Source organism: Aquimarina sp. AU58, assembly GCF_900312745.1.
GTDB lineage: Bacteria > Bacteroidota > Bacteroidia > Flavobacteriales > Flavobacteriaceae > Aquimarina > Aquimarina spinulae.
Genome location: NZ_OMPD01000014.1, coordinates 1036511 through 1056102, shown reverse-complemented (window position 1 = coordinate 1056102; position 19592 = coordinate 1036511). Strand labels below are relative to the sequence as shown.

General features: G+C 33.1%; 20 protein-coding genes and 1 riboswitch. Of the genes, 5 read left to right on the top strand and 15 right to left on the bottom strand.

Going from position 1 to position 19592, the window contains the following annotated elements:
- Nucleotides 1–141: 141 nt before the first annotated feature.
- Nucleotides 142–247, bottom strand: a riboswitch (SAM riboswitch).
- A 158-nt stretch (nucleotides 248–405) separates the two neighbouring features.
- Nucleotides 406–1254 (bottom strand): hypothetical protein, encoded by an 849-nt coding sequence (locus tag DK441_RS15930; RefSeq protein WP_160112125.1) that lies wholly within the window; start codon nucleotides 1252–1254, stop codon nucleotides 406–408.
- A 357-nt stretch (nucleotides 1255–1611) separates the two neighbouring features.
- Between DK441_RS15930 and DK441_RS15925 the strand changes: the two genes are divergently transcribed.
- Complete coding sequence (locus DK441_RS15925; protein WP_109851582.1) at nucleotides 1612–2064, top strand: hypothetical protein; 453 nt, start codon at nucleotides 1612–1614, stop codon at nucleotides 2062–2064.
- A 189-nt stretch (nucleotides 2065–2253) separates the two neighbouring features.
- Complete coding sequence (locus tag DK441_RS15920; RefSeq protein WP_109851581.1) at nucleotides 2254–2682, top strand: cytochrome c oxidase assembly factor Coa1 family protein; 429 nt, start codon at nucleotides 2254–2256, stop codon at nucleotides 2680–2682.
- Nucleotides 2683–2688: 6 nt separating this feature from the next.
- Here the strand turns inward: DK441_RS15920 and DK441_RS15915 are convergent, their stop codons facing one another.
- The 11 genes from DK441_RS15915 to DK441_RS15865 form a co-directional block, all read right to left on the bottom strand.
- Entirely contained in the window at nucleotides 2689–3009 is a 321-nt protein-coding gene (locus tag DK441_RS15915) for a 2Fe-2S iron-sulfur cluster-binding protein (protein WP_034241081.1), read from the bottom strand.
- Nucleotides 3010–3331: 322 nt separating this feature from the next.
- Nucleotides 3332–4504 carry a DUF5009 domain-containing protein gene (locus DK441_RS15910; protein ID WP_109851580.1) on the bottom strand — a complete coding sequence of 391 codons (1173 nt, stop codon included), beginning with the start codon at nucleotides 4502–4504 and terminating at the stop codon, nucleotides 3332–3334.
- A 2-nt stretch (nucleotides 4505–4506) separates the two neighbouring features.
- Nucleotides 4507–5640, bottom strand: a complete 1134-nt coding sequence (locus DK441_RS15905; protein ID WP_109851579.1) for a hypothetical protein — start codon at nucleotides 5638–5640, stop codon at nucleotides 4507–4509.
- A 248-nt stretch (nucleotides 5641–5888) separates the two neighbouring features.
- Complete coding sequence (locus DK441_RS15900; RefSeq protein WP_025665113.1) at nucleotides 5889–6944, bottom strand: NAD(P)/FAD-dependent oxidoreductase; 1056 nt, start codon at nucleotides 6942–6944, stop codon at nucleotides 5889–5891.
- Nucleotides 6941–7534 carry a bifunctional precorrin-2 dehydrogenase/sirohydrochlorin ferrochelatase gene (locus DK441_RS15895; protein ID WP_025665114.1) on the bottom strand — a complete coding sequence of 198 codons (594 nt, stop codon included), beginning with the start codon at nucleotides 7532–7534 and terminating at the stop codon, nucleotides 6941–6943. Before DK441_RS15895 ends, DK441_RS15900 begins: the two co-directional genes overlap by 4 nt.
- A 21-nt stretch (nucleotides 7535–7555) precedes the next feature.
- Nucleotides 7556–8323: a uroporphyrinogen-III C-methyltransferase gene (gene cobA / locus DK441_RS15890; protein ID WP_109851578.1), complete on the bottom strand. Its 768-nt coding sequence runs from the start codon at nucleotides 8321–8323 to the stop codon at nucleotides 7556–7558.
- 8 nt (nucleotides 8324–8331) lie between these two features.
- Nucleotides 8332–10422: a HEPN domain-containing protein gene (locus tag DK441_RS15885; protein WP_109851577.1), complete on the bottom strand. Its 2091-nt coding sequence runs from the start codon at nucleotides 10420–10422 to the stop codon at nucleotides 8332–8334.
- 105 nt (nucleotides 10423–10527) lie between these two features.
- Nucleotides 10528–11775 carry a sulfate adenylyltransferase subunit 1 gene (locus tag DK441_RS15880; protein ID WP_109851576.1) on the bottom strand — a complete coding sequence of 416 codons (1248 nt, stop codon included), beginning with the start codon at nucleotides 11773–11775 and terminating at the stop codon, nucleotides 10528–10530.
- Between the two features lie 148 nt (nucleotides 11776–11923).
- Nucleotides 11924–12883: a sulfate adenylyltransferase subunit CysD gene (gene cysD / locus DK441_RS15875; RefSeq protein ID WP_235015775.1), complete on the bottom strand. Its 960-nt coding sequence runs from the start codon at nucleotides 12881–12883 to the stop codon at nucleotides 11924–11926.
- Between the two features lie 21 nt (nucleotides 12884–12904).
- Nucleotides 12905–13531 (bottom strand): phosphoadenosine phosphosulfate reductase family protein, encoded by a 627-nt coding sequence (locus DK441_RS15870; protein WP_109851575.1) that lies wholly within the window; start codon nucleotides 13529–13531, stop codon nucleotides 12905–12907.
- Nucleotides 13532–13563: 32 nt separating this feature from the next.
- Nucleotides 13564–13830 (bottom strand): DUF2061 domain-containing protein, encoded by a 267-nt coding sequence (locus tag DK441_RS15865; protein WP_025665120.1) that lies wholly within the window; start codon nucleotides 13828–13830, stop codon nucleotides 13564–13566.
- A 326-nt stretch (nucleotides 13831–14156) separates the two neighbouring features.
- On the opposite strand from DK441_RS15865, the gene DK441_RS15860 reads away from it, so the two are divergent.
- The 3 genes from DK441_RS15860 (at nucleotide 14157) to DK441_RS15855 (ending at nucleotide 15329) form a co-directional block, all read left to right on the top strand.
- Nucleotides 14157–14699, top strand: coding sequence for a hypothetical protein (locus tag DK441_RS15860; protein WP_160112124.1), 543 nt, complete (start codon nucleotides 14157–14159; stop codon nucleotides 14697–14699).
- A gap of 239 nt (nucleotides 14700–14938) precedes the next feature.
- Nucleotides 14939–15124, top strand: coding sequence for a hypothetical protein (locus tag DK441_RS26655; protein WP_160112123.1), 186 nt, complete (start codon nucleotides 14939–14941; stop codon nucleotides 15122–15124).
- A gap of 13 nt (nucleotides 15125–15137) precedes the next feature.
- Nucleotides 15138–15329, top strand: coding sequence for a hypothetical protein (locus DK441_RS15855; protein WP_074408518.1), 192 nt, complete (start codon nucleotides 15138–15140; stop codon nucleotides 15327–15329).
- A gap of 96 nt (nucleotides 15330–15425) precedes the next feature.
- Here the strand turns inward: DK441_RS15855 and DK441_RS15850 are convergent, their stop codons facing one another.
- The 3 genes from DK441_RS15850 to thrA form a co-directional block, all read right to left on the bottom strand.
- The gene (locus tag DK441_RS15850; RefSeq protein WP_109851573.1) at nucleotides 15426–16604 is read right to left on the bottom strand and encodes a PLP-dependent aspartate aminotransferase family protein; all 1179 of its coding nucleotides are present in this window, start codon (nucleotides 16602–16604) and stop codon (nucleotides 15426–15428) included.
- Nucleotides 16601–17026: an OsmC family protein gene (locus tag DK441_RS15845; RefSeq protein ID WP_109851572.1), complete on the bottom strand. Its 426-nt coding sequence runs from the start codon at nucleotides 17024–17026 to the stop codon at nucleotides 16601–16603. Before DK441_RS15845 ends, DK441_RS15850 begins: the two co-directional genes overlap by 4 nt.
- Before the next feature lie 147 nt (nucleotides 17027–17173).
- The gene (thrA, locus tag DK441_RS15840) at nucleotides 17174–19588 is read right to left on the bottom strand and encodes a bifunctional aspartate kinase/homoserine dehydrogenase I (protein WP_109853538.1); all 2415 of its coding nucleotides are present in this window, start codon (nucleotides 19586–19588) and stop codon (nucleotides 17174–17176) included.
- Between the last annotated feature and the right edge of the window lie 4 nt (nucleotides 19589–19592).

Genomic DNA, 19592 nt, shown 5'->3' with positions numbered 1-19592 from the left:
ATTATTTTGTGTATTCCAACTGTAATCTATACTAAGTATAAACCAAACACTGGAAAAACAAAACATTATCTAATTCTTTATTTAAGTAAAGAATAGTGTATCAAGAAAAATAAATGGAAAACATAGCTGAACTATGAGTTTTGGTTATCTATACCGTTACGACGGATAGAATGTAGCACCTTCTTTACAGGATAAAGGGTTGCTAAGGTTTCACAGGGTCTATTCCCTCCACCTTTCTCGATAACAATTAAAATATATATGAACTAAACAGCAATTGCTGTTAATTTAAGTGCAAATAAAAGACATAGCCTTTTGTTATGCAAGTTTATTTATCAATTTCACCTCGTATTAACAAAAAAAGATTACCCAAAAGGGTAATCTCTATTCTACATGTATATATTTATATTACCTTCGAAGCTCTGAGCCTCCAAAACCTCCTGTATTATGCCCTAGAGAGATATAATTTGGCCCTTCGACAAATCCTCTTAGAATTCCACCGCTATTTGTATTCCCTTTAGGAACATCAACCCAATCTAACCATAACTGGCTATAGAAACGACTCCCCCAGGCAACATTGGACCATGTAGGGCGACCATTTACAAAATTGCGTTCTCCAAACCAAACAATCCTATTACCTATTTGTCTGACATAGTAAATACCTCCATCATCGCCAACCCATCGACCAGTAATATTATTGCTATCATTCACAACTCCAAATCCTGCCTGACGTGGACGAGGGAGATGCGAAGGCCTTACGGTTTTTGTCCAAACTGAACCCCCAAAATTACTCCCGGATATTTTGGTAAAACCGCTTCCAAAACAACCTATAGACAATGTTAAACTTCCACTTCCTGCTATTTTACCTTTAGGCACATCATAAAAACTTCCGGTAATTATTTTACCACTAACGGTACCCTTAAAAACATTGGCCCAAATACCTGATGGATGTTCTCCAAACCAGTACACCTTATTTCCAATATGTCTAACATAATAATGCCCTCCATCATTAGCATAATAATACCCAGACAAATTTGGTATAATAGAACACCAATCGATATCTATGATATCAATATTGATTCCGTTTTCCTTCAAATAATTCTCTTTTGCTTTAGTGAGGAATTCTTCTTGTTCTGCATTTAATGTATTTAATTCTTCGTTTACAATTGATTCTTTTTCGCAATTTGTAAATAATAACATACTTGCTATTAAAAGAGTCAAAAAACTTAAATTCAGTCGAAAAGTCTTTGCTTTCATAACATATTGTTTTTGTGTGTTTTCTATTCTATATTCTGCTATAGCAATTATCAGGAAATACCTCAATATTATTTTTTAATCCTTAAAAACTCATAGATTAAACTATAGCTTCAAAAATACTACTTAAACAAACTTAAAAACAAAGGCAAAAACCCCATTTTACAATAGGGAAATACATTTATTTCCAAAGGAAAACACCCCCTCAAATATGTAATCATTCTCACAGATAATAATATCATTTCTGACTTAAATAAACGTTTCTTTATAACAAGAACATATCTGATAATTTGGAATATTTTTTAAAACAAATAGAATGAATTTATTTTTATATATTTAAGAGATCAATTATTCGAAAACATGTACTTACAGGATTCTCCATTGTCAAAAAATATTGTAACATCTTATTCTCTCGCTATAGGAGATTTTTATTATTTTGATAATTTTGTAGTTGTCGAATATGCAGAAGGTGTAACAGTTTCTTTTGAATCTCTAAAGGAGGTTATGACTACTAAACATACTCACTACGGAAACACAACACCATTTGGACTTATTGTTAATAAGGTAAATAATTATGCTGTTATTCCTACCGATGCTAATTTAATAGAAGGTCAATTAACAAATCTTATAGCAACTGCTGTAGTAACTTATAATGAGACCGCTAAACTTAATTTTGATTTAGAAAATTATTTTTTTTCTATCAACAGAAAACATTTTAACTCTCTAATCAAAGCAGAATTATGGATAAAAGAACACTTGGATCAAGTTGACAAAAACAACTTGGCTTTTTCGTTAAAAAACAAAAAGCTGTAGCACTATATACATTTCGGCATAACTTCAATAATCACCTTATAATCTAACCAAAAGGAATTTCGAATACCAGTTTTTAATTTTTATCTTTTTTAATACTATAATGAATAGTTATCCATTGCTATTTGCAACAAATTTATTTGACAAGGGGTCTTTATAAAAAAGAGCTTAACAACAATACTATTAGATATCATGAACGAATTAATTTCTAAAAAAAGTTGGTGGAATCGAAATTGGAAATGGACACTCCCTACGATAGGGATGGCTGTTTGTATATTTGTGTTTTTTATGATGACTGGCAATGCTGCATTTAGATATGGATCTGTTTATGTTCAACCTAATCTTACAGGAAATGCTCTTGAAATAGCTAAAAAAAACGATCGTGTTATTGAAAAATTAGGTGAACTATCTCCTATAGATTTCTTTCGGTTACTAGAAGGAGAAGTCGAATATTCAAATCACAACACTTCAATTGCATTAACTGTTGGAATTAGAGGCACCAAAGGAAAAGCTAAACTAGATATCGTAGCCTATAAAAAAGGAGCTAACTGGGAATATCAAAAAATTACCGTTAGAATTAAAAAACCCAAAAAAGAATCTATTAAAATCCTGGGAGAATAATATTAATTAAGACTCCGGGGCCAATTCTATTTCTAATCCATCTAACTCGGGAGTAATTGGGATTTGACATCCTAATCTACTATTATCCTCTACATAAAAGGCTTCTGCTAACATCAAATCTTCATCCTGTCCCATTTCTGGTAATTCGTGATCAGATAAAATATAGCATTGACAAGAAGCACACATGGCCATTCCCCCACAGGTTCCTTCTACTGGTAATTCATAAGCTTTACAAACTTCCATTAAATTCATAGCCATATCTGTAGGTGCTTGTATCTCATGTACTACACCTTCTCTATCTTTTATTTTTATGGTAACATCTGACATATCTTTTTATTTCTGTTTACAAATATAATCAAAGACCTTACCGATTTTATTTAAGGTCTTTTACTTTTTATTTTAAATTGTTTAGCGTATTTTATCTAAGAGTCGTATCTCGTTTTTTTAAACCAGTAATTATGAAGATTTTGAAGGATCAAATATACTGAATCTTATAAAAAATCATTCAAATAATAATCATTTATTAACATCTATTTTATAAAAACTAAACCAATAAAAAAAGTGTCTATTAATAAAAAAAATAAAATCAATACTATCATCTACCTTTCATCATTATTATACTAAAGAAATAGAGCAAAAAAAGAAGATATCACAGTTTTAGCTTATATTTTTTTTGTTCTAACCAGCCTGTAAAAACGACTACTAATAAAGAAAAGATAAAAGATATAAACAGCCCTAAGCCAGAAGAGTTCAAAATATCAGGGAATTTAATATCGGTAATGGCATACATTGGATACAAAAAATAAGGGATCATATAACATGTTAATGTTGCTGTACCTGCCGGAGCAATTATCTTTGCCCAACTAGTTTGTTTTTTTACATCTGTGATGTAATACAACATTGCAAACATAAGAAAACCTATTCCTGTGCAGATAGCTAACCAAGATGGTGTTCCTTGTATTTTAGAAATACCCCAATATGGTCTGGTTGCTATTCCATAAATAACATGTAGTACTCCTAATCCTATTAAACTTATATATCGCCATTTTATGTTTGTTCCTGATAACTTTTTAAATATTAATGTTGCTACAATACCAGCAGTAGTAAATGCGGGAATAGTACCTGTATATAATGTAGAGAAAAAAGTAATATTATCATTTTCGAAAATTAGCTTATCGGTCTGATTCAATATAGAGAGCAGGTTAAAAATCACCCATAAAATAACCATTATCGTAATGTTCCTTTTACTATATAGGTAAATTAACCCGTTTATAGCATAAGCCCAACCGATAAGTCCTAAAATACCCCACCAATGTATTTTCATCCAATTTTCTCCTTGAGGACCTCCATTGTATATAACTGCCAAAAAAATAAGTATAATAATTCCTAAGGCCTGAAAATAGATATGCCATTTTTTTTGAATTGGGCTTTTTTTCCAATTCATCCAAATTAATAGTACTGCCAAGGCCATAAGTAAACCCCAAAAATATTTTCCAATAAGAATGCTTTCATGGTGAGCTGTTTCATAGTTTACCATAAAAAAACCAATTAACAGCAATGAAAAAGATCTTATAATTATATGCTTTGCTATTAAAGTTTTACTTTCTTTTTTAGCAAGTCTATTTTCGATTGCATAAGGAATACTAAGGCCAACAATAAATAAAAACAACGGAAAAATAATATCAGAAAACCCCATATAATCTTCACTAGCAGTCGCATGTTGAAGCCACTTAGGAATATCTGTAAGTGTCCAGAAGTCATTTACCCAGATCATTAAAACCATTGTTAAAGCTCTAAAAATATCTATTGATGCAATTCTCATATTTAAAAATCTTTATTAATTGTTTTTTGCAAGACCTCCCAATGTGCATCTGTCATCCTATTTGGTGTAAATAAACAAATACCAGTGGCTCCATTTTGAATAGATTCAATAATTGCAGCTCCTAATTCTTCGGGTAATAATCCATGATTTTCGGGGTCTGCTTCATTTGCTTTATTTTTTGGTTTCGGGCAAATGAATAAACCACTATAAACAGGTTTCTTACTATTAACAGCAGTTACTTCTTCTTTTGTTAGCTCGCCAATCCATTTTGTATCTTCCAGATAGAAATCATTATAATTCATAGGGAAAAACGCGTCCAAATTCCATGTATTCCACTCTTGTCTGACTAGTTTTTTGGCAATAGAATTTGGCCCGGGAAACACTGCCGCATTAATCACTTTATTTTTGTCATGTACTACATCTGCCAATCTATTCACCATTTTAGTTATCAAATCATAACGAAATTGTTTCCATTCTCCTACTTGCGAAGGATCTTCAACGTCTTTAATATCTATGCCTGATAATGTTTTAAAATCATGGACACATTTATCGCAGTAACAATAATCAAATTGAGGATATTCTTTATCCATTACCAGGTTATATTTTTCCCATAATCCTTTTGCCAAAATCACATCTGGAAACCGGATATAGTCTAGATGAATTCCATCTACTTCTTCTACATCAGCAACACTACTGTATAGGCTATTAAGAAAATCATACACTTCATCTTTATTAGGGCATAAAAACTGGTAGTGCGAAACATATGCTGGTTTATCATATGCAGATTCACCATTTCGATTAATGGCGTACCATTCTGGTTTTAATTTTGGATTAGAGTTTTGTATCATGGTAGGTATCCATGCATGAAACTCCATACCTGTTTCTTTTACAATTTCACCAACCCTTTTATAAGTTAAAGGATCGTGACCTGCAGAATACATTAAACCATCTATTCCTTTATTTTTTAATTCCTGAAATTGTTTTTTTAATTCTTCATCTGATGCATTTTCGGGTAGATGCGCCCATGCATAAACAGGTATTTTGTTTTTAGTAATTACATTTTTTTCAGTTTCAGCTTTATTTTTACAAGCAATTAACACAAAAACAATCGAAAGAATAGAAAATAGCTTTTTCATAAGAACGTTTAAAAAAAATTAGAACCATAGGTAAAGAAAAAAAATAGGGTTTAAAATTTTTTTCTACAAAACACATCATTTCATAGAAGTACAACCTGTTTTGTAATCTATTATACCATTTTTAATAACGTTAAATGAGATATTGAAGCAATTTAACCTTTGTTCATAGGGTTCTAAAAAAGGACAGGTGTATACCGAAAATCAATTTTTCGATATACACCTGTTTTATTTTAAAAATAAACTCTTTTCTAATTAATAGCTTTTACTACTTCTTTTTTAGCTTCTTTTTTAGTTCCATCAAATCCTTCTACTCCACCAACGGTTGTATATTTCATCACATACTTTTTATCCGGAAAGATTCTTTGATAAGCGCTCTGACACATAATGGCTGCTTCATGAAAACCAGAAAGAATTAGTTTTAGTTTTCCTTTATATGTATTTACATCGCCAATAGCGTAAATTCCCGGGATATTAGTTTGGTAATCGTATGAATTATCTACTTTGATCGCATTTTTTTCGATCTCTAATCCCCAATCTCCTATTGGTCCTAATTTTGGGGATAATCCAAATAACGGGATGAAGTAATCTGTATCTAAAATAATTTCACCTTTTGTTTTATGTTTTATACCAACCGCTGTAATGTGATCATCACCTTTCAATTCTTTTACTTCAGCTTCAGTAATCAGGTTTACTTTTCCCAATTTAGAAAGTTCTGCTACTCTTTCTACCGAATCTAAAGCTCCACGAAATTCGTTTCGTCTATGCACTAGAGTTACTTCACTGGCCACATCTGCCAAGAAAATTGACCAATCTAAAGCAGAGTCTCCTCCTCCTGCAATTACAACTCGTTTATCTCTATATACTTCTGGATCACGTATGATATACGCTACTCCTTTATCTTCGAAATCTGCAATATTTGGGATCGGTGGTTTACGAGGCTCGAAAGAACCTAATCCTCCTGCAATTGCAACTACCGGTGCATTATGTTGCGTTCCTTTATTGGTAGTTACCAAAAAAGTATCATCTTCTAATTTCTCGATAGTTTCTGCTCTTTCTCCTAGAGTAAACCCGGGCTTAAAAGGTTTTATTTGCTCCATTAGGTTATCTACCAATTCTCCTGCAAGTATTTCTGGAAAACCAGGAATATCATATATTGGTTTTTTGGGATATATTTCTGAGCATTGCCCACCTGGTTGTGGTAAGGCATCAATAAGATGCGTCTTTAACTTCAGTAATCCTGCTTCAAAAACAGTAAATAGTCCTGTTGGTCCCGCTCCGATTATTAAAATATCAGTCTTGATCATTTTTCAACTTCTTTTTTTCCTATTAATCCTTTGGTAAATTCGTTTAGTGTCTCCACTTTTTCTTCAAAATTACCTTTTATTGTTTTTCTGTACTCGTTTAAATTTTTAACTAAATCATCAATATTTTCAGGGATCGCTTCCTCAAAAAACTGACGTAATCGTTTGGCTGTAGTTGGTGATTTCCCATTAGTAGAGATTGCCACTTTTACATTGCCTTTGGTTACAATCGCACCCATATAAAAATCACAATATGGCGGATTGTCTGCTACATTAACCAGTATACTTCGTTTCCTGCAATCTTTATACACCTGCATATTAACTTTAGGAACATCTGTGGTAGCAATCACAATATGTTTTCCTTTGAGAAAACGTTTGTGATATTTTTTATGTATCATTTCCACTCCAAACTTATTCGCTAATGCTATTGTACCTTCTCTAAACATTGATGATACTATAGTCACCTTAGCATCTGGGCTGGATTTTAATAAGAACGTAAGTTTTTCTTCTGCTACATTTCCTCCTCCTACGATAAGGGTTTCAAGGTTTGCAGCCTTTAAAAAAACTGGATATAAATTGTTTCTTTCTTTCATCTTTAAGCTAGTCCCAAACTATTAAGATACAATTTCTTCTCGAACTTCATTATAAATCGAAGCTAGTCGAACTCGTTGGTTTACCACTTCCCCTATTATAATAATTGCTGGTGAGGATAATTCTTTTTCTAAAACTACTTCCTCAATATTCTCTATTGTACTGTATCCAAACTTCTCTTTTTCTGTGGTTCCGTTTTGGATAATAGCTACTGGGGTATCTTGCTTATTTTCGGCAGCAAAGATACTAACTATTTCATTCAACTTACTCATTCCCATCAAAATTACCACAGTTGCATTTGATTTTGCTGCCAGGCATATATCCTGTGATAATTTGTGGGATTTTGTAGTTCCTGTAATCACCCAAAAACTTTCTGAGGATCCTCTTTTTGTTAATGGGATTCCCTGATATGCTGGAACAGCTAAAGATGATGATATACCCGGAACCATATTGGTTTCTACATCAAACTGTTGTACATAATCAATCTCTTCTGCTCCACGTCCAAAAATAAAAGGATCTCCTCCTTTTAATCGCACTACATGCCCATGGCTCTTGGTTCTACTTACTATTAATTCATTAATCTGTTCTTGTTGATATGCATAGCATCCTTTTCTTTTACCAACAAATATCTTCTCTGCTTTAGACGCGTAACCCAATAAGGTTTCATTAATGAGTGCATCATATAACACCACATCTGCAGACTCTAAAGCTTTAATTGCTTTAAGAGTGATCAAATCCGGATCTCCCGGGCCTGCTCCTACTACTGTTAATTTTGGTGTTTTACTATTCATTATTTTCTTTATGCATTTTCTACTTCAACAGCTCTAAACTCCTGCACTTTTTGCAAAAACTGCTCTGCATTTTTTATATAATCTACTGCAAAATCTCTAGTGGGTGCATTTTTTTGAAGTTGATAAATCAAGTCTGCAAATGTTCCTTCTAATTGTACTTTTCCGCTTGCGACAAATTCTTCGTCAAACTGACGAATGATTCCTGCATGTGTATTTGTTTTTTTGTTTTCGGCTAATAATAATGCTTTTGCAGAATTAACTAATGAGCTGTATGCATGATATACAGCATCAGAGTATATTTCATTCTCAAAAGATATTTTCGCATTTTCTATTTTCTCTTCACTTTCTAAGAACAAAGTAGCTATTAAATCTATAACTACTCCTGCACATTCTCCTACTCCGATTGCCTTTACATAATTCTCTTCTGTTCCCCAATCAATAAAATCTTCTTGAGTAAGACTATCTACATTAGATAAATCGGTAAGAAAATCATAGAAATACTTTTCTCCTTGCTTAGTATAATAGTCTATAAAAGTTTTACCGTTAGCATTTGCTTCAAAATCATTAAGAATTCTACGTAATGCTTCTGGCCCTCTTCTACTTGGTATTTTTACTACTTTATCCGCAAAACGACCATTACCATCTCCTAAGTTTCCTCCTCCTAATAAGACTTGTAATGCAGGTGCAACTAATTTATCCTTAGTACGCACAGACATTCCCTGAAAACCAATATTTGCCATATTATGTTGCCCGCAAGCATTCATACATCCACTAATTTTGATCACCAAATCTTCTTTTTCAAGATATTGAGGGTATTCTGTCTTGATTACTCGTTCTAGTTCCTCGGCAATACCTGTACTACTTGCAATTCCTAGATTACAGGTATCTGTTCCTGGGCAAGCGGTTATATCTACTGCTTTATTGTAACCAGATTCTACAAATCCTAATTTTTCTAATTCTTGATAGAAAAACGGTACTATATCTTCTTTTACAAAAGGGATCAAAATATTCTGGCGCAATGATAATCTTATTTCTCCTGCCGCATATTTCTCAACTAAATCTGCTAGTAATCTAGCTTTATCAGTATAAAAATCCCCTAATAGTACTTTGACACCTATGGCTACGTACCCCTCTTGTTTTTGTGCTACTACATTGGTAGATTTCCACAGATCAAAGGTTTTTTGGTTTTTGATTTCTACTTGAGGTGCTTCAACTTCAACCGGAACTGAAGTTTTATATGCTTCTGCATCAATTACAACAGTTTTCTGTTCTATTGCGTTTTGTTCTGCTTCTACTAATTCTTTGAACGCTTCAACTCCTATGTCTTTAAGTAGAAACTTCATTCTTGCCTTGGCTCTACTTTTTCGTTCCCCATGGCGATCAAAAATCCTCAAAACTCCTTCCATCAAAGGAATAATTTTTTCTGATGGCAAGAAATTATACAACTCATCTGCATGTCTTGGTTGCGACCCTAATCCACCACCTAGCATTACTTTAAATCCTCTAACTCCATTTTCAATTTTAGCAATAAAGCCCAAATCATGCATGTAGGATAGTCCGGTATCTTCTTCGGTTCCTGAAAAAGAAACTTTGAATTTACGTCCCATTTCCTGACAGATAGGGTTTCTTAAAAAGAAACGAAATAATGCATCTGCATAAGGTGATACATCAAAAGGTTCTTTTGGATCAATTCCGGCAGTTTCTGATGCGGTTACATTACGTACTGTATTACCACAAGCTTCTCTTAACGTTACATCATCTTTTTCTAACTCTGCCCAAAGTTCTGGGGTTCTATTTAAATCTACATAATGAATCTGAATATCCTGGCGTGTCGTGATATGCAATCTTCCTCTGGAATACTCATCAGAAACTTCGCAAATACGTCTTAGTTGATTACTCAACACTTTACCATAGGGTAACTTAATACGAATCATCTGCACCCCTTCCTGGCGTTGGCCATATACACCACGTGCCAAACGAAGGCTACGAAACTTCTCTTCATCAATCTTACCCTTATGGAATTGCTCAATTTTATTAGCTAATTCTATAACATCTTTTTGAACAATTGGGTTTTCTATTTCGGTTCTAAAACTTTGCATCTTTTTTCGTATTTCTGCCTTTAAAAAAGGTCATAGTTATGACTTTTGTATGATGGTTTTATGATTCTAATTTCTTGTTTTCTTCCTATAAAGAATGGCTTATATTTATTCTATAAAACCAACTCCTGAAGTAGTATTGGTTTGTGAATCTATTAATATAAATGATCCTGAAGCTTTATTCTTGCTATAAGAATCAACTGCTAAAGGTTTGCTCAACTGTATCTGAACTTTTCCTATTTCGTTTAAACTCAAAGCATTTTTTGAAGTATCGTCTCCAGAAAAATCGGTTGCTATGGTTCCGTTTATACTTTTCACTTTTGCTAGAATTCTATTACTTCCACTTTGTATAAAGTAATTTGTTCCTGGATTTAGGTCTTTACTGTCCATCCAGCATACTGTTGCTGTGAGTTGTTTTTCTACCCGAGGCTTCTCTGATGATTTTACAATCATATCTCCTCTACTTACATTTACATCATCTTCTAAAGTAATAGTACAAGAACTTCCTCTACCTGCGGTATCAAATTTCTGATCAAAGAAGTAAATTTCTTTTACTTTTGACGTAGTTAATGAAGGTAAAATTGTTACTTCATCTCCAACAGAAAGGTCGCCTCCGTATAATTTACCTGCATATCCTCTAAAGTCATGAAACTCATCTTTTTTAGGACGAATTACCGTTTGAATAGGAAAACGTACCTGAGCTTTTTCATATACATCCTGCGCATCTAATTTCTCTAAGTGTTCTAGTAAAGTTTGCCCGGTATACCATGGGGTATTCTCAGATTTATCTACCACATTATCGCCCTGCAATGCACTTACCGGGATAAATGTTATATTCTGTTCTTTGTAGTCACTTTTTTCGATCAATGTTTCAAAATCAGCTTTAATAGCTTCATATTTTTCCTGAGAAAAATCTACCAAATCCATTTTGTTAACTGCTACAATCACGTCTTTAACTCTTAACAGGTTATTGATAAAAAAGTGACGATAGGTTTGTTCTATTACACCTTTACGAGCATCTACCAAAATGATAGAGGCTTGTGATGTCGATGCTCCTGTAACCATATTTCTGGTATATTCAATATGCCCAGGGGTATCGGCTATAATATAACTTTTGGTTTTTGTAGAAAAGTAGATATGAGCAACATCAATAGTAATCCCTTGTTCACGTTCGGCTACTAATCCATCTGTAGCCAACGAAAAATCTAAATAATCAAAACCATTGGCTTTACTTCTGGTTTCAATTGCTTCTAATTTATCTGTCGTTAATGATTTTGTATCATATAGAATACGACCGATCAAGGTACTTTTACCATCATCTACACTTCCTGCTGTTGCTATTTTTAATACATCCATCTTATTTTGGTTGATGGTTAATAGTTTTTTGTTGAAGGTCTTTTTTATGACTTATAAAAGATTCCTTTACCAATACTATCACCAATTATTTTGATCCTTAATTTATATTCTCACTAATCATTAGAAAACTAATAACCAGCAACTAATTTTAGAAATATCCTTGTTGTTTTCGTTTTTCCATCGCAGCTTCTGATCGTTTATCATCGATACGAGCTCCTCGTTCTGAAATTGTAGATTCTCTGATCTCTGATACTACTTTATCTATAGTGATTGCATCAGAAAGGACTGCTGCGGTACATGACATATCACCAACAGTTCTAAAACGCACCATTCTTTCTTCTACCACTTCATCATCTTCTCTATACACAACACCATCTTCGGCAGACCAAATCATCCCATCTCTCACAAATGTTTTACGGGTATGAGCAAAATATATAGACGGAATTTCGATTCCTTCTTTTTGGATATAGCTCCATACATCTAATTCTGTCCAGTTACTAATTGGGAACACTCTTACATTTTGGCCTAAATCAATTTTTCCGTTAAGGTGATCAAACAATTCAGGACGTTGGTTTTTCTCGTCCCATTGACCAAAATCATCTCTAACAGAGAATATACGTTCTTTGGCTCTGGCTTTTTCTTCATCCCTACGAGCTCCACCAATAGCTGCATCAAACTTAAATTCTTCCAGAGCATCTAAAAGTGTGGTAGTTTGTAAACTATTACGGCTAGCATATTTTCCTTTTTCTTCTATAACCTTACCTTGATCTATAGAATCCTGAACATTGCGAACAATAAGTTCTACCCCTAATTCTTTAACTAATCGATCTCTAAATTCTATAGTTTCGGGAAAATTATGCCCCGTATCGATATGTAATAAAGGGAAAGGAATTTTTCCTGGATAGAATGCTTTCTGGGCCAATCGCACTAAAGTAATAGAATCTTTTCCTCCAGAAAAAAGCAATACTGGTTTTTCAAACTGTGCTACTACTTCTCTAAAAATATAAATTGCTTCACTCTCCAAAGGATTTACCTTAAGAACAGATGCTCCAGCCAGATTTCCTGCCGTCCCTTCTAATTGTTCTATTTTCTTTTCTAGTATTTCCATTCTTATCTTTTTCGTATTTTATTAGTTAGTATGTAATCCACACTCTCTATTTTCCAATACTTTAGTTGGATCAAAATATTTAAATTCGTTAGGTAATTTATGTTCTTCTAAATACACATCTAACTCTTCATCATTGTAATAGTAAAATGGACTTACTTTTAAAATTCCATCTTTACCCATACTTACAATATCCAGCGAATCTCTAAGTGCCGTTTGTCCTTTCCTTAGGTTTGTAAACCAAACATCAGGAGTAAATTCAGACATTGCTCTTCTAAATGGTTCTAATTTTACTTGTTCTGTAAAAATTTTGTGTTTGGGATCATCAATATCCGGAATTCCCATAGTTACATCTCTATGTGCTGTGGTCTGTTTAGGAACATACAATTTAACATTCAGTCCTAGCATATCAATAACCTCTTCGGCATGTCTATAGGTGTTTGGAGTATTGTATCCAGAGTCACACCATATTACCGGAATATCTGACAATGCTTTTGAGCAAATATTAAGAATTGCAACCTCATATGGTCTAAAATTAGTAGTTACAACCGGAGTTTTCGCATTTAAAACTGCCCATTGCGCAATTTCTAAAGGTGTTTTATCCTTTAGAGATTTATTTAATTTTTCTATTTCTTTTTCTGTTAAACTCATAGCCTACAATACTTGTTTTTCTACTATAGCAATTATTTTCCCCATTTAATACGATTCCAAATTCTTTCGTGAAAAAAATACAGAATCATTTTTGTCACAAAATCAATAGATGCAATCGAAGTAGCAAGAGCAATCTCTCCTGTTAACACATAAGACACTATTAATGTATCTAATGTACCCACGACTCTCCAGCTTACTGCTTTTGCGATACTACGTATTGGTTTCTCAGAGGTTTTATCATCCTGATACGTTGTTTTCTGCGTAGCCACTTTATCTAATATCATTTGATCTAAAATCATTTTTTTTCTAAAACTCTATTACCCTATCGGAATAGTAGATTATTAAACAAATGTATATATAATATTTTGTTTATAGCATAAAAATCTCAAAAGTTCTTGTAGAAAATCATAAGAATTATGATATTTTCAACAAAAACCCTAGTAACTTAGTAGATTATTAAATCAATCCCAGAATCATTAGATAATTTATTGAAGAACATCCTATTAAACTTTTATTAATTATCCTTAAAAATCACATAAAAAGAGATTTCGTCTAGAAAAAATGACAATATGTGAATTTCTAACTCGTTGATAAAAGTAATATTAACCCAAAATACATAATCAAAATGAAAAGATTTGCAATGCTTTTATGTTTAGCAAGTACCTTACTATTTGTTTCTTGTAACAACGATGATGATTCTCCAATTGAAATTGATCAATCCTTAATCCCTGGTGAGTGGAGTCTTTCGGATGTCAAATCTGAAAATGGAAAAGTTACTGCTACTATTGAAAACATACCTGTGAGTGGTAGTTATTCTATATCGGGTAAAGATTATACTGCAGAAGCAACTTTTACAGAAGTTTCTGATGCCGATAAACCCAATACTTTTATTAGCTCTGGAGGGTTTACATTAGTAGCAAAAATAACTATCCCTACACAATCTATTGATTATGAAGAATCAATTCCAGATTTTATTGGAGCTGGGGAGTGGAAAATAGATGGAACCAAATTAATTACTACTGTTGCCGAAAAAGACGCGTCTTTTGATATTATTGCATTAACAGCACAAACCATGAGTATAAAAAAAGACATCAAAGAAACGGTAGAACAACAAGGAATTACTTTTGAAATTACCGGAAGTCAAATTTTTACTCTGACAAAAAAATAAGGCTATAAGCTTCTAAATTCTTTGAATAAAAAAACTGAGGAATTCCTCAGTTTTTTTATTTGCTCATTTTCCTAAAACCTGTTTTTATAATCAAAAATACATATTCCCCTGTTTACGGGGGTCTATATCCTATATTCAAATTTTAAATTTGAGAAACTAAATCTATAGAATTGTTCATTTAACCAATAATACCCCGATTTAAAGGTGCAATTCTATTCATTCTTAAAACAAATTACATTATGAAAAAAGTTTTAAACTTAAGAGGAGTTACCTTATTAAGTAAAAATGATCAAAGTCAAATTTTGGGTTCGCGCAGCGGGACTCCTTGTTTTCAAAACGGAAATCAGTGCTGTAGAGAAACCGGTAACGGAAATTTCTGTGATGTAGGACAATGCCTACCTAATGGATATTGTGTGTATTCTTAAAACAAATTATTTTATGAAAAAAATTTTAAATTTAAAAGGAGTTTCCTTATTAAGTAAAACCGAACAAAGTTCAATCTCTGGTTCGGGAGCAAGAGGTTTTGGTTGTTATCAAAACGGATATCAATGTTGCACCTGGAGAGGTGGAGTACGTTTATTTTGTGATGCAGGTACATGCATGTCAAACGGGCGTTGTCATTTTATATAACCGTAAAAATTAATTTTCATCAAAAAAATGCTCTGAAAAATTAATTTTCAGAGCATTTTTCATTTTATTTCAATACTACAAGAAGTTTTATAGCTTCTATATTTTTTCTAATGCTTGTTCTATATCCGATATAACATCATCGATATGCTCTAATCCTACAGAACAACGCACCATTCCATCTGTAATCCCTACAACAAGCTTGTCTTCATCGGCTAGTTTACTATGTGTTGTTGAAGCGGGATGTGTAATTATGGTTCTGGTATCACCAAGATTGGCAGACAGAGAACACATTTGTACACTATTAAAAAAAGTTTTACCTCCTTGTACACCTCCTTTTACTTCAAAAGCAACAACATTACCTCCCATTTTCATTTGCTTTTTGGCAACTTCATATTGTGGGTGAGATTTTAGGAATGGGTATTTCACCCAGTTTATTTTAGGATGTGATTCTAAAAACTCTGCTAATTTTAGTGCATTTTCACAGTGACGATCCACCCGAACCGCCAAGGTTTCTAAACTTTTAGACAATACCCAAGCATTAAAAGGTGATAGTGATGGTCCGGTATTACGCGAAAAGAGGTAAATTTCTCTTATCAGTTCTTTTTTACCAACAGTCACTCCTCCCAGAACCCTTCCCTGGCCATCAATTAGCTTAGTTGCAGAATGAATTACCAAATCTGCACCAAACTTAATCGGGTTTTGCAAATATGGAGTCGCAAAACAATTATCAATAACCAAAAGCAGGTTGTGTTTTTTTGCGATCGCACCCAACAATTCTAAATCTAAAACATCTACTCCCGGATTTGTTGGAGATTCGGCATATATAATTTTTGTATTGGGTTGGATCAAACTTTCTACTTTATCCACCTCATCTACTCTAAAATAACTGGTTTCGATATTCCACTTTGGTAAATATTTAGTAAATAAAGTATGAGTAGAACCAAATACAGATCGAGCCGAAACAATATGATCACCAGCATCTAATAACGCAGCAAATGTAGAAAACACTGCTGCCATACCCGTTGCAAATGCATACCCGTCTTCTGCTCCTTCTAATTTGCAAATCTTATCTACAAATTCTGTTGTATTAGGATTACTAAAACGGCTATATAGATTTCGTTCTTTCTCTTCTGCAAAAGCAGCTCTCATCTCTTCTGCATCTTCAAAAACAAAGCCCGAGGTTAAATACATTGGTGTAGAATGCTCTAAAAACTGTGTTTTATCAGTTTGCGTTCTTACCGCTTGTGTTTCAAAATTTAAACTTTTAAGGCTCATACTTCTTTATTATTAACCACCACCTTGTACTCTATTGTAGCTGTGGGTTCTAATGTTTTGGATACCGAACAATATTTCTCAAATGACAATTCTGCCGCTCTCTGTGCTTTTTCTGGAGTAATATCCCCTTCAAGATAAACGGTTACTGTAATTTTTTTAAATGGTTTTGCTCCATCAATTTCTTCGCGAGCGCCATTTACTTCTGCTCGATAGTCTGTAATTTCTTGTCGTTGTTTCTTCAGAATAGAAATTATATCAATAGCACTACACCCTGCTACTCCCATCAATACGTATTCCATTGGACTTGGTGCCTGGTCATGTCCTCCAACTTTGGCCGTACTATCTATATAAGTTACATGTCCTCTTTCATTTTTTAATTCGAAATGATAATCGTTGTCTATTCTTTTTAGTTGTATTTTCATTGTATATTGTTTTGGGCGTTCCCCCTAATCAATCAGGGGTCGGGCTTTCAGCTATATCTTTTATAATCTATCAAAACCCCTTGATTCTATTTTAGGGTGATAAGATTATAAAAGGATGTCGCTTCAATCCCTAACGCAATTATAATTTCATCCTTTTTCTGCTAATCGTAAGACATCTCCAAACACTCCTCTTGCTGTTACAGCTGCTCCAGCACCAGCTCCCTGAATTACGATAGGTTGATCGCCATATGATTCTGTATAAATCTCGAATATAGAGTCGGAACCTTTTACCTGTCCTAACGCACTACTTTGAGGTACAGAAACTAATTTAACATCTAAACTTCCTTTCTCTTGTGATAAATCACCCCAAAGATCACCAATATATCGCAATACATGATCTGGTTTTTGCTCTTCTTTAACTTTTTTATAAACAACATCCAACTCTTTTAGCCTTCCTAAAAACTCTTTTGCTTCTCCAGCCCTTAATTCTTCAGGAATTAGATTATGAATATTAATATCTTCAAATTCATTACTTAAATCTAATTCTCTTGCTAGAATTAACAATTTTCGGCCTACATCATTACCACAGAGATCTTCTCTAGGATCGGGCTCAGTAAATCCTTTATCAATTGCCTCTTGCAATACCTCACTAAACGGTCGTTCTTCTACAGAAAAAGTATTAAATAAATAACTTAGTGACCCAGAAAAAACACCTTTAATTCGAGTTATATTTTCTCCTGATAAATGCAATAATTTAATAGTGTCAATCAATGGCAATCCAGCTCCTACGTTAGTTTCATACAGGTATTGTTTTTGATTTTCTTCTAGCCTAGCTCTTAATTTCTTATAAAAATTAAAACTTAATGTATTAGCTACTTTGTTAGAGGAAACTAAATCAAAACCATGTTCTACCAAATTGATATATTTTTCTGTAAATCCCTGACTAGCTGTATTATCAATAGCTATTAGGTTTTCTAAATGATGATCATCTGCAAATCGAATCACATTTTCGACCGTATATGAAATTCCTTTTTCATCGATAGCATTTTTCCAGTTTTGCGTTACTCCGTTTTTATCTAAGAGTACTTTTCTAGAATTTGCTACTGCAAAAATATTGAGGTTTATTTTTTTTCGTTTTTCGATCTGCTCTGAAGATTTTAAGATTTGATCTATCAACGTACCTCCTACTAATCCATGACCAAATATAGCTATGTTGATTTTTTTAGAAATTTCGAAAATCTCACCATGAATCACATTTAAGGCGCGATGCAATTGTTCTTTTCGCACTACCAAACTCACATTCTTTCCTGTAACCGTATTATTAAACAATAATGGAATTACCTGATTCTTAATCAATGCATTGTATGGCTTATGAAATGTGCTTAGATCCTGACCAATAATAGAAATCACAGAGACATCTTTTTCTATTGAAATCCCACTAACATCACGTTTATAAAAATCTGATTCGAATTCTTGTTCTAATATAGATTTAGCTTCTTTTGCTTTATCAGCTTCGACAACAAAACCTATTCCGCGCTCTGATGAACCTTGTGAAATAATACTAACACTAATATTTTTATGGGCTAGTGCTTTAAATATTCTTGCATCTACTCCTACTTTCCCTAAGAGTCCTCTTCCTTCAAGATTGATTAGAGCTACATTCTCTAAAACCGAAAGAGATTTGATTCCCTTTTCACTCGCTTCTGATGTAATTAAAGTTCCTTTATTTTTATGATCAAAAGTATTCAAAATCCTAAGTGGGATATTCTTTTCAATTAATGGGATTATAGTTTTTGCATGTAAAATATTAGCCCCAAAATATGCTAATTCATTAGCTTCTGTAAATGATAGTTTTTCAATTTTTATAGCATCAGGTACTAAGTCTGGGTTTGCCGTATAGATCCCGTTTACATGAGTAAAACTTTGTAACTCCTCTGCTTCTAAATAATTTGCTAGCAATGATGCTGTATAATTACTTCCGTTTCTTCCTAAAGTGGTTGTTTCATTTTTGGTATTAGATGCTATAAAACCTGTGACAATATTTACTGTAGTACCATTATACGTTTGAAAATGATTAATTACATTTTCTTTGGATAACTTATCGAGTGGCTGGGCATCTCCGAATTGGGCATCTGTTATGATCAGAGTTCTACTATCGGTAAAATTAGCTTTGATGTTTTTCTCTTTAAGAATTTGCGTTACCAATTTGGCCGAAACAACTTCGCCTTGTGATAGTATTTGATCTTTTATCCTCTTACTATAGTCTCCTAAAAGTGAAACTCCTTCAAAAAGTTTGTCTAATGTTTCGAACTCCTTGGTAAAATCAGCATTATCAAAATCTGCAATTTGGTACTTTTTAAGCGCTTCTAGCTGCTCCTGATATTTTTTTCCTTTAACGGCTTTTTCAAGAATTTCTTCAAGCTCATCAGTTGTATTACCACGAGCAGAAAGGACAACGGTAATCTTTTCTCCATTTTTAACCTTGTCTTCAATTATATCTATCACTGCATGAATTCCTTTTCCGTTAGCAAGTGATTTTCCTCCAAATTTTAAAACTTTCATTTTT

Excerpts from the sequence above, each read along its gene's own strand:
- DK441_RS15870 (WP_109851575.1), bottom strand. The coding sequence starts at position 13,531 with ATGAGTTTAACAGAAAAAGAAATAGAAAAATTAAATAAATCTCTAAAG.
- DK441_RS15905 (WP_109851579.1), bottom strand. The coding sequence starts at position 5,640 with ATGAAAAAGCTATTTTCTATTCTTTCGATTGTTTTTGTGTTAATTGCT.
- thrA (WP_109853538.1), bottom strand. The coding sequence starts at position 19,588 with ATGAAAGTTTTAAAATTTGGAGGAAAATCACTTGCTAACGGAAAAGGA.
- DK441_RS15880 (WP_109851576.1), bottom strand. The coding sequence starts at position 11,775 with ATGGATGTATTAAAAATAGCAACAGCAGGAAGTGTAGATGATGGTAAA.
- DK441_RS15850 (WP_109851573.1), bottom strand. The coding sequence starts at position 16,604 with ATGAGCCTTAAAAGTTTAAATTTTGAAACACAAGCGGTAAGAACGCAA.
- DK441_RS15915 (WP_034241081.1), bottom strand. The coding sequence starts at position 3,009 with ATGTCAGATGTTACCATAAAAATAAAAGATAGAGAAGGTGTAGTACAT.
- DK441_RS15855 (WP_074408518.1), top strand. The coding sequence starts at position 15,138 with ATGAAAAAAATTTTAAATTTAAAAGGAGTTTCCTTATTAAGTAAAACC.
- DK441_RS15900 (WP_025665113.1), bottom strand. The coding sequence starts at position 6,944 with ATGATCAAGACTGATATTTTAATAATCGGAGCGGGACCAACAGGACTA.
- cysD (WP_235015775.1), bottom strand. The coding sequence starts at position 12,883 with ATGGAAATACTAGAAAAGAAAATAGAACAATTAGAAGGGACGGCAGGA.
- DK441_RS15885 (WP_109851577.1), bottom strand. The coding sequence starts at position 10,422 with ATGCAAAGTTTTAGAACCGAAATAGAAAACCCAATTGTTCAAAAAGAT.
- DK441_RS15845 (WP_109851572.1), bottom strand. The coding sequence starts at position 17,026 with ATGAAAATACAACTAAAAAGAATAGACAACGATTATCATTTCGAATTA.
- DK441_RS15920 (WP_109851581.1), top strand. The coding sequence starts at position 2,254 with ATGAACGAATTAATTTCTAAAAAAAGTTGGTGGAATCGAAATTGGAAA.
- cobA (WP_109851578.1), bottom strand. The coding sequence starts at position 8,323 with ATGAATAGTAAAACACCAAAATTAACAGTAGTAGGAGCAGGCCCGGGA.
- DK441_RS15910 (WP_109851580.1), bottom strand. The coding sequence starts at position 4,504 with ATGAGAATTGCATCAATAGATATTTTTAGAGCTTTAACAATGGTTTTA.
- DK441_RS15895 (WP_025665114.1), bottom strand. The coding sequence starts at position 7,534 with ATGAAAGAAAGAAACAATTTATATCCAGTTTTTTTAAAGGCTGCAAAC.
- DK441_RS15865 (WP_025665120.1), bottom strand. The coding sequence starts at position 13,830 with ATGATTTTAGATCAAATGATATTAGATAAAGTGGCTACGCAGAAAACA.
- DK441_RS15860 (WP_160112124.1), top strand. The coding sequence starts at position 14,157 with ATGAAAAGATTTGCAATGCTTTTATGTTTAGCAAGTACCTTACTATTT.
- DK441_RS26655 (WP_160112123.1), top strand. The coding sequence starts at position 14,939 with ATGAAAAAAGTTTTAAACTTAAGAGGAGTTACCTTATTAAGTAAAAAT.
- DK441_RS15925 (WP_109851582.1), top strand. The coding sequence starts at position 1,612 with ATGTACTTACAGGATTCTCCATTGTCAAAAAATATTGTAACATCTTAT.
- DK441_RS15930 (WP_160112125.1), bottom strand. The coding sequence starts at position 1,254 with ATGAAAGCAAAGACTTTTCGACTGAATTTAAGTTTTTTGACTCTTTTA.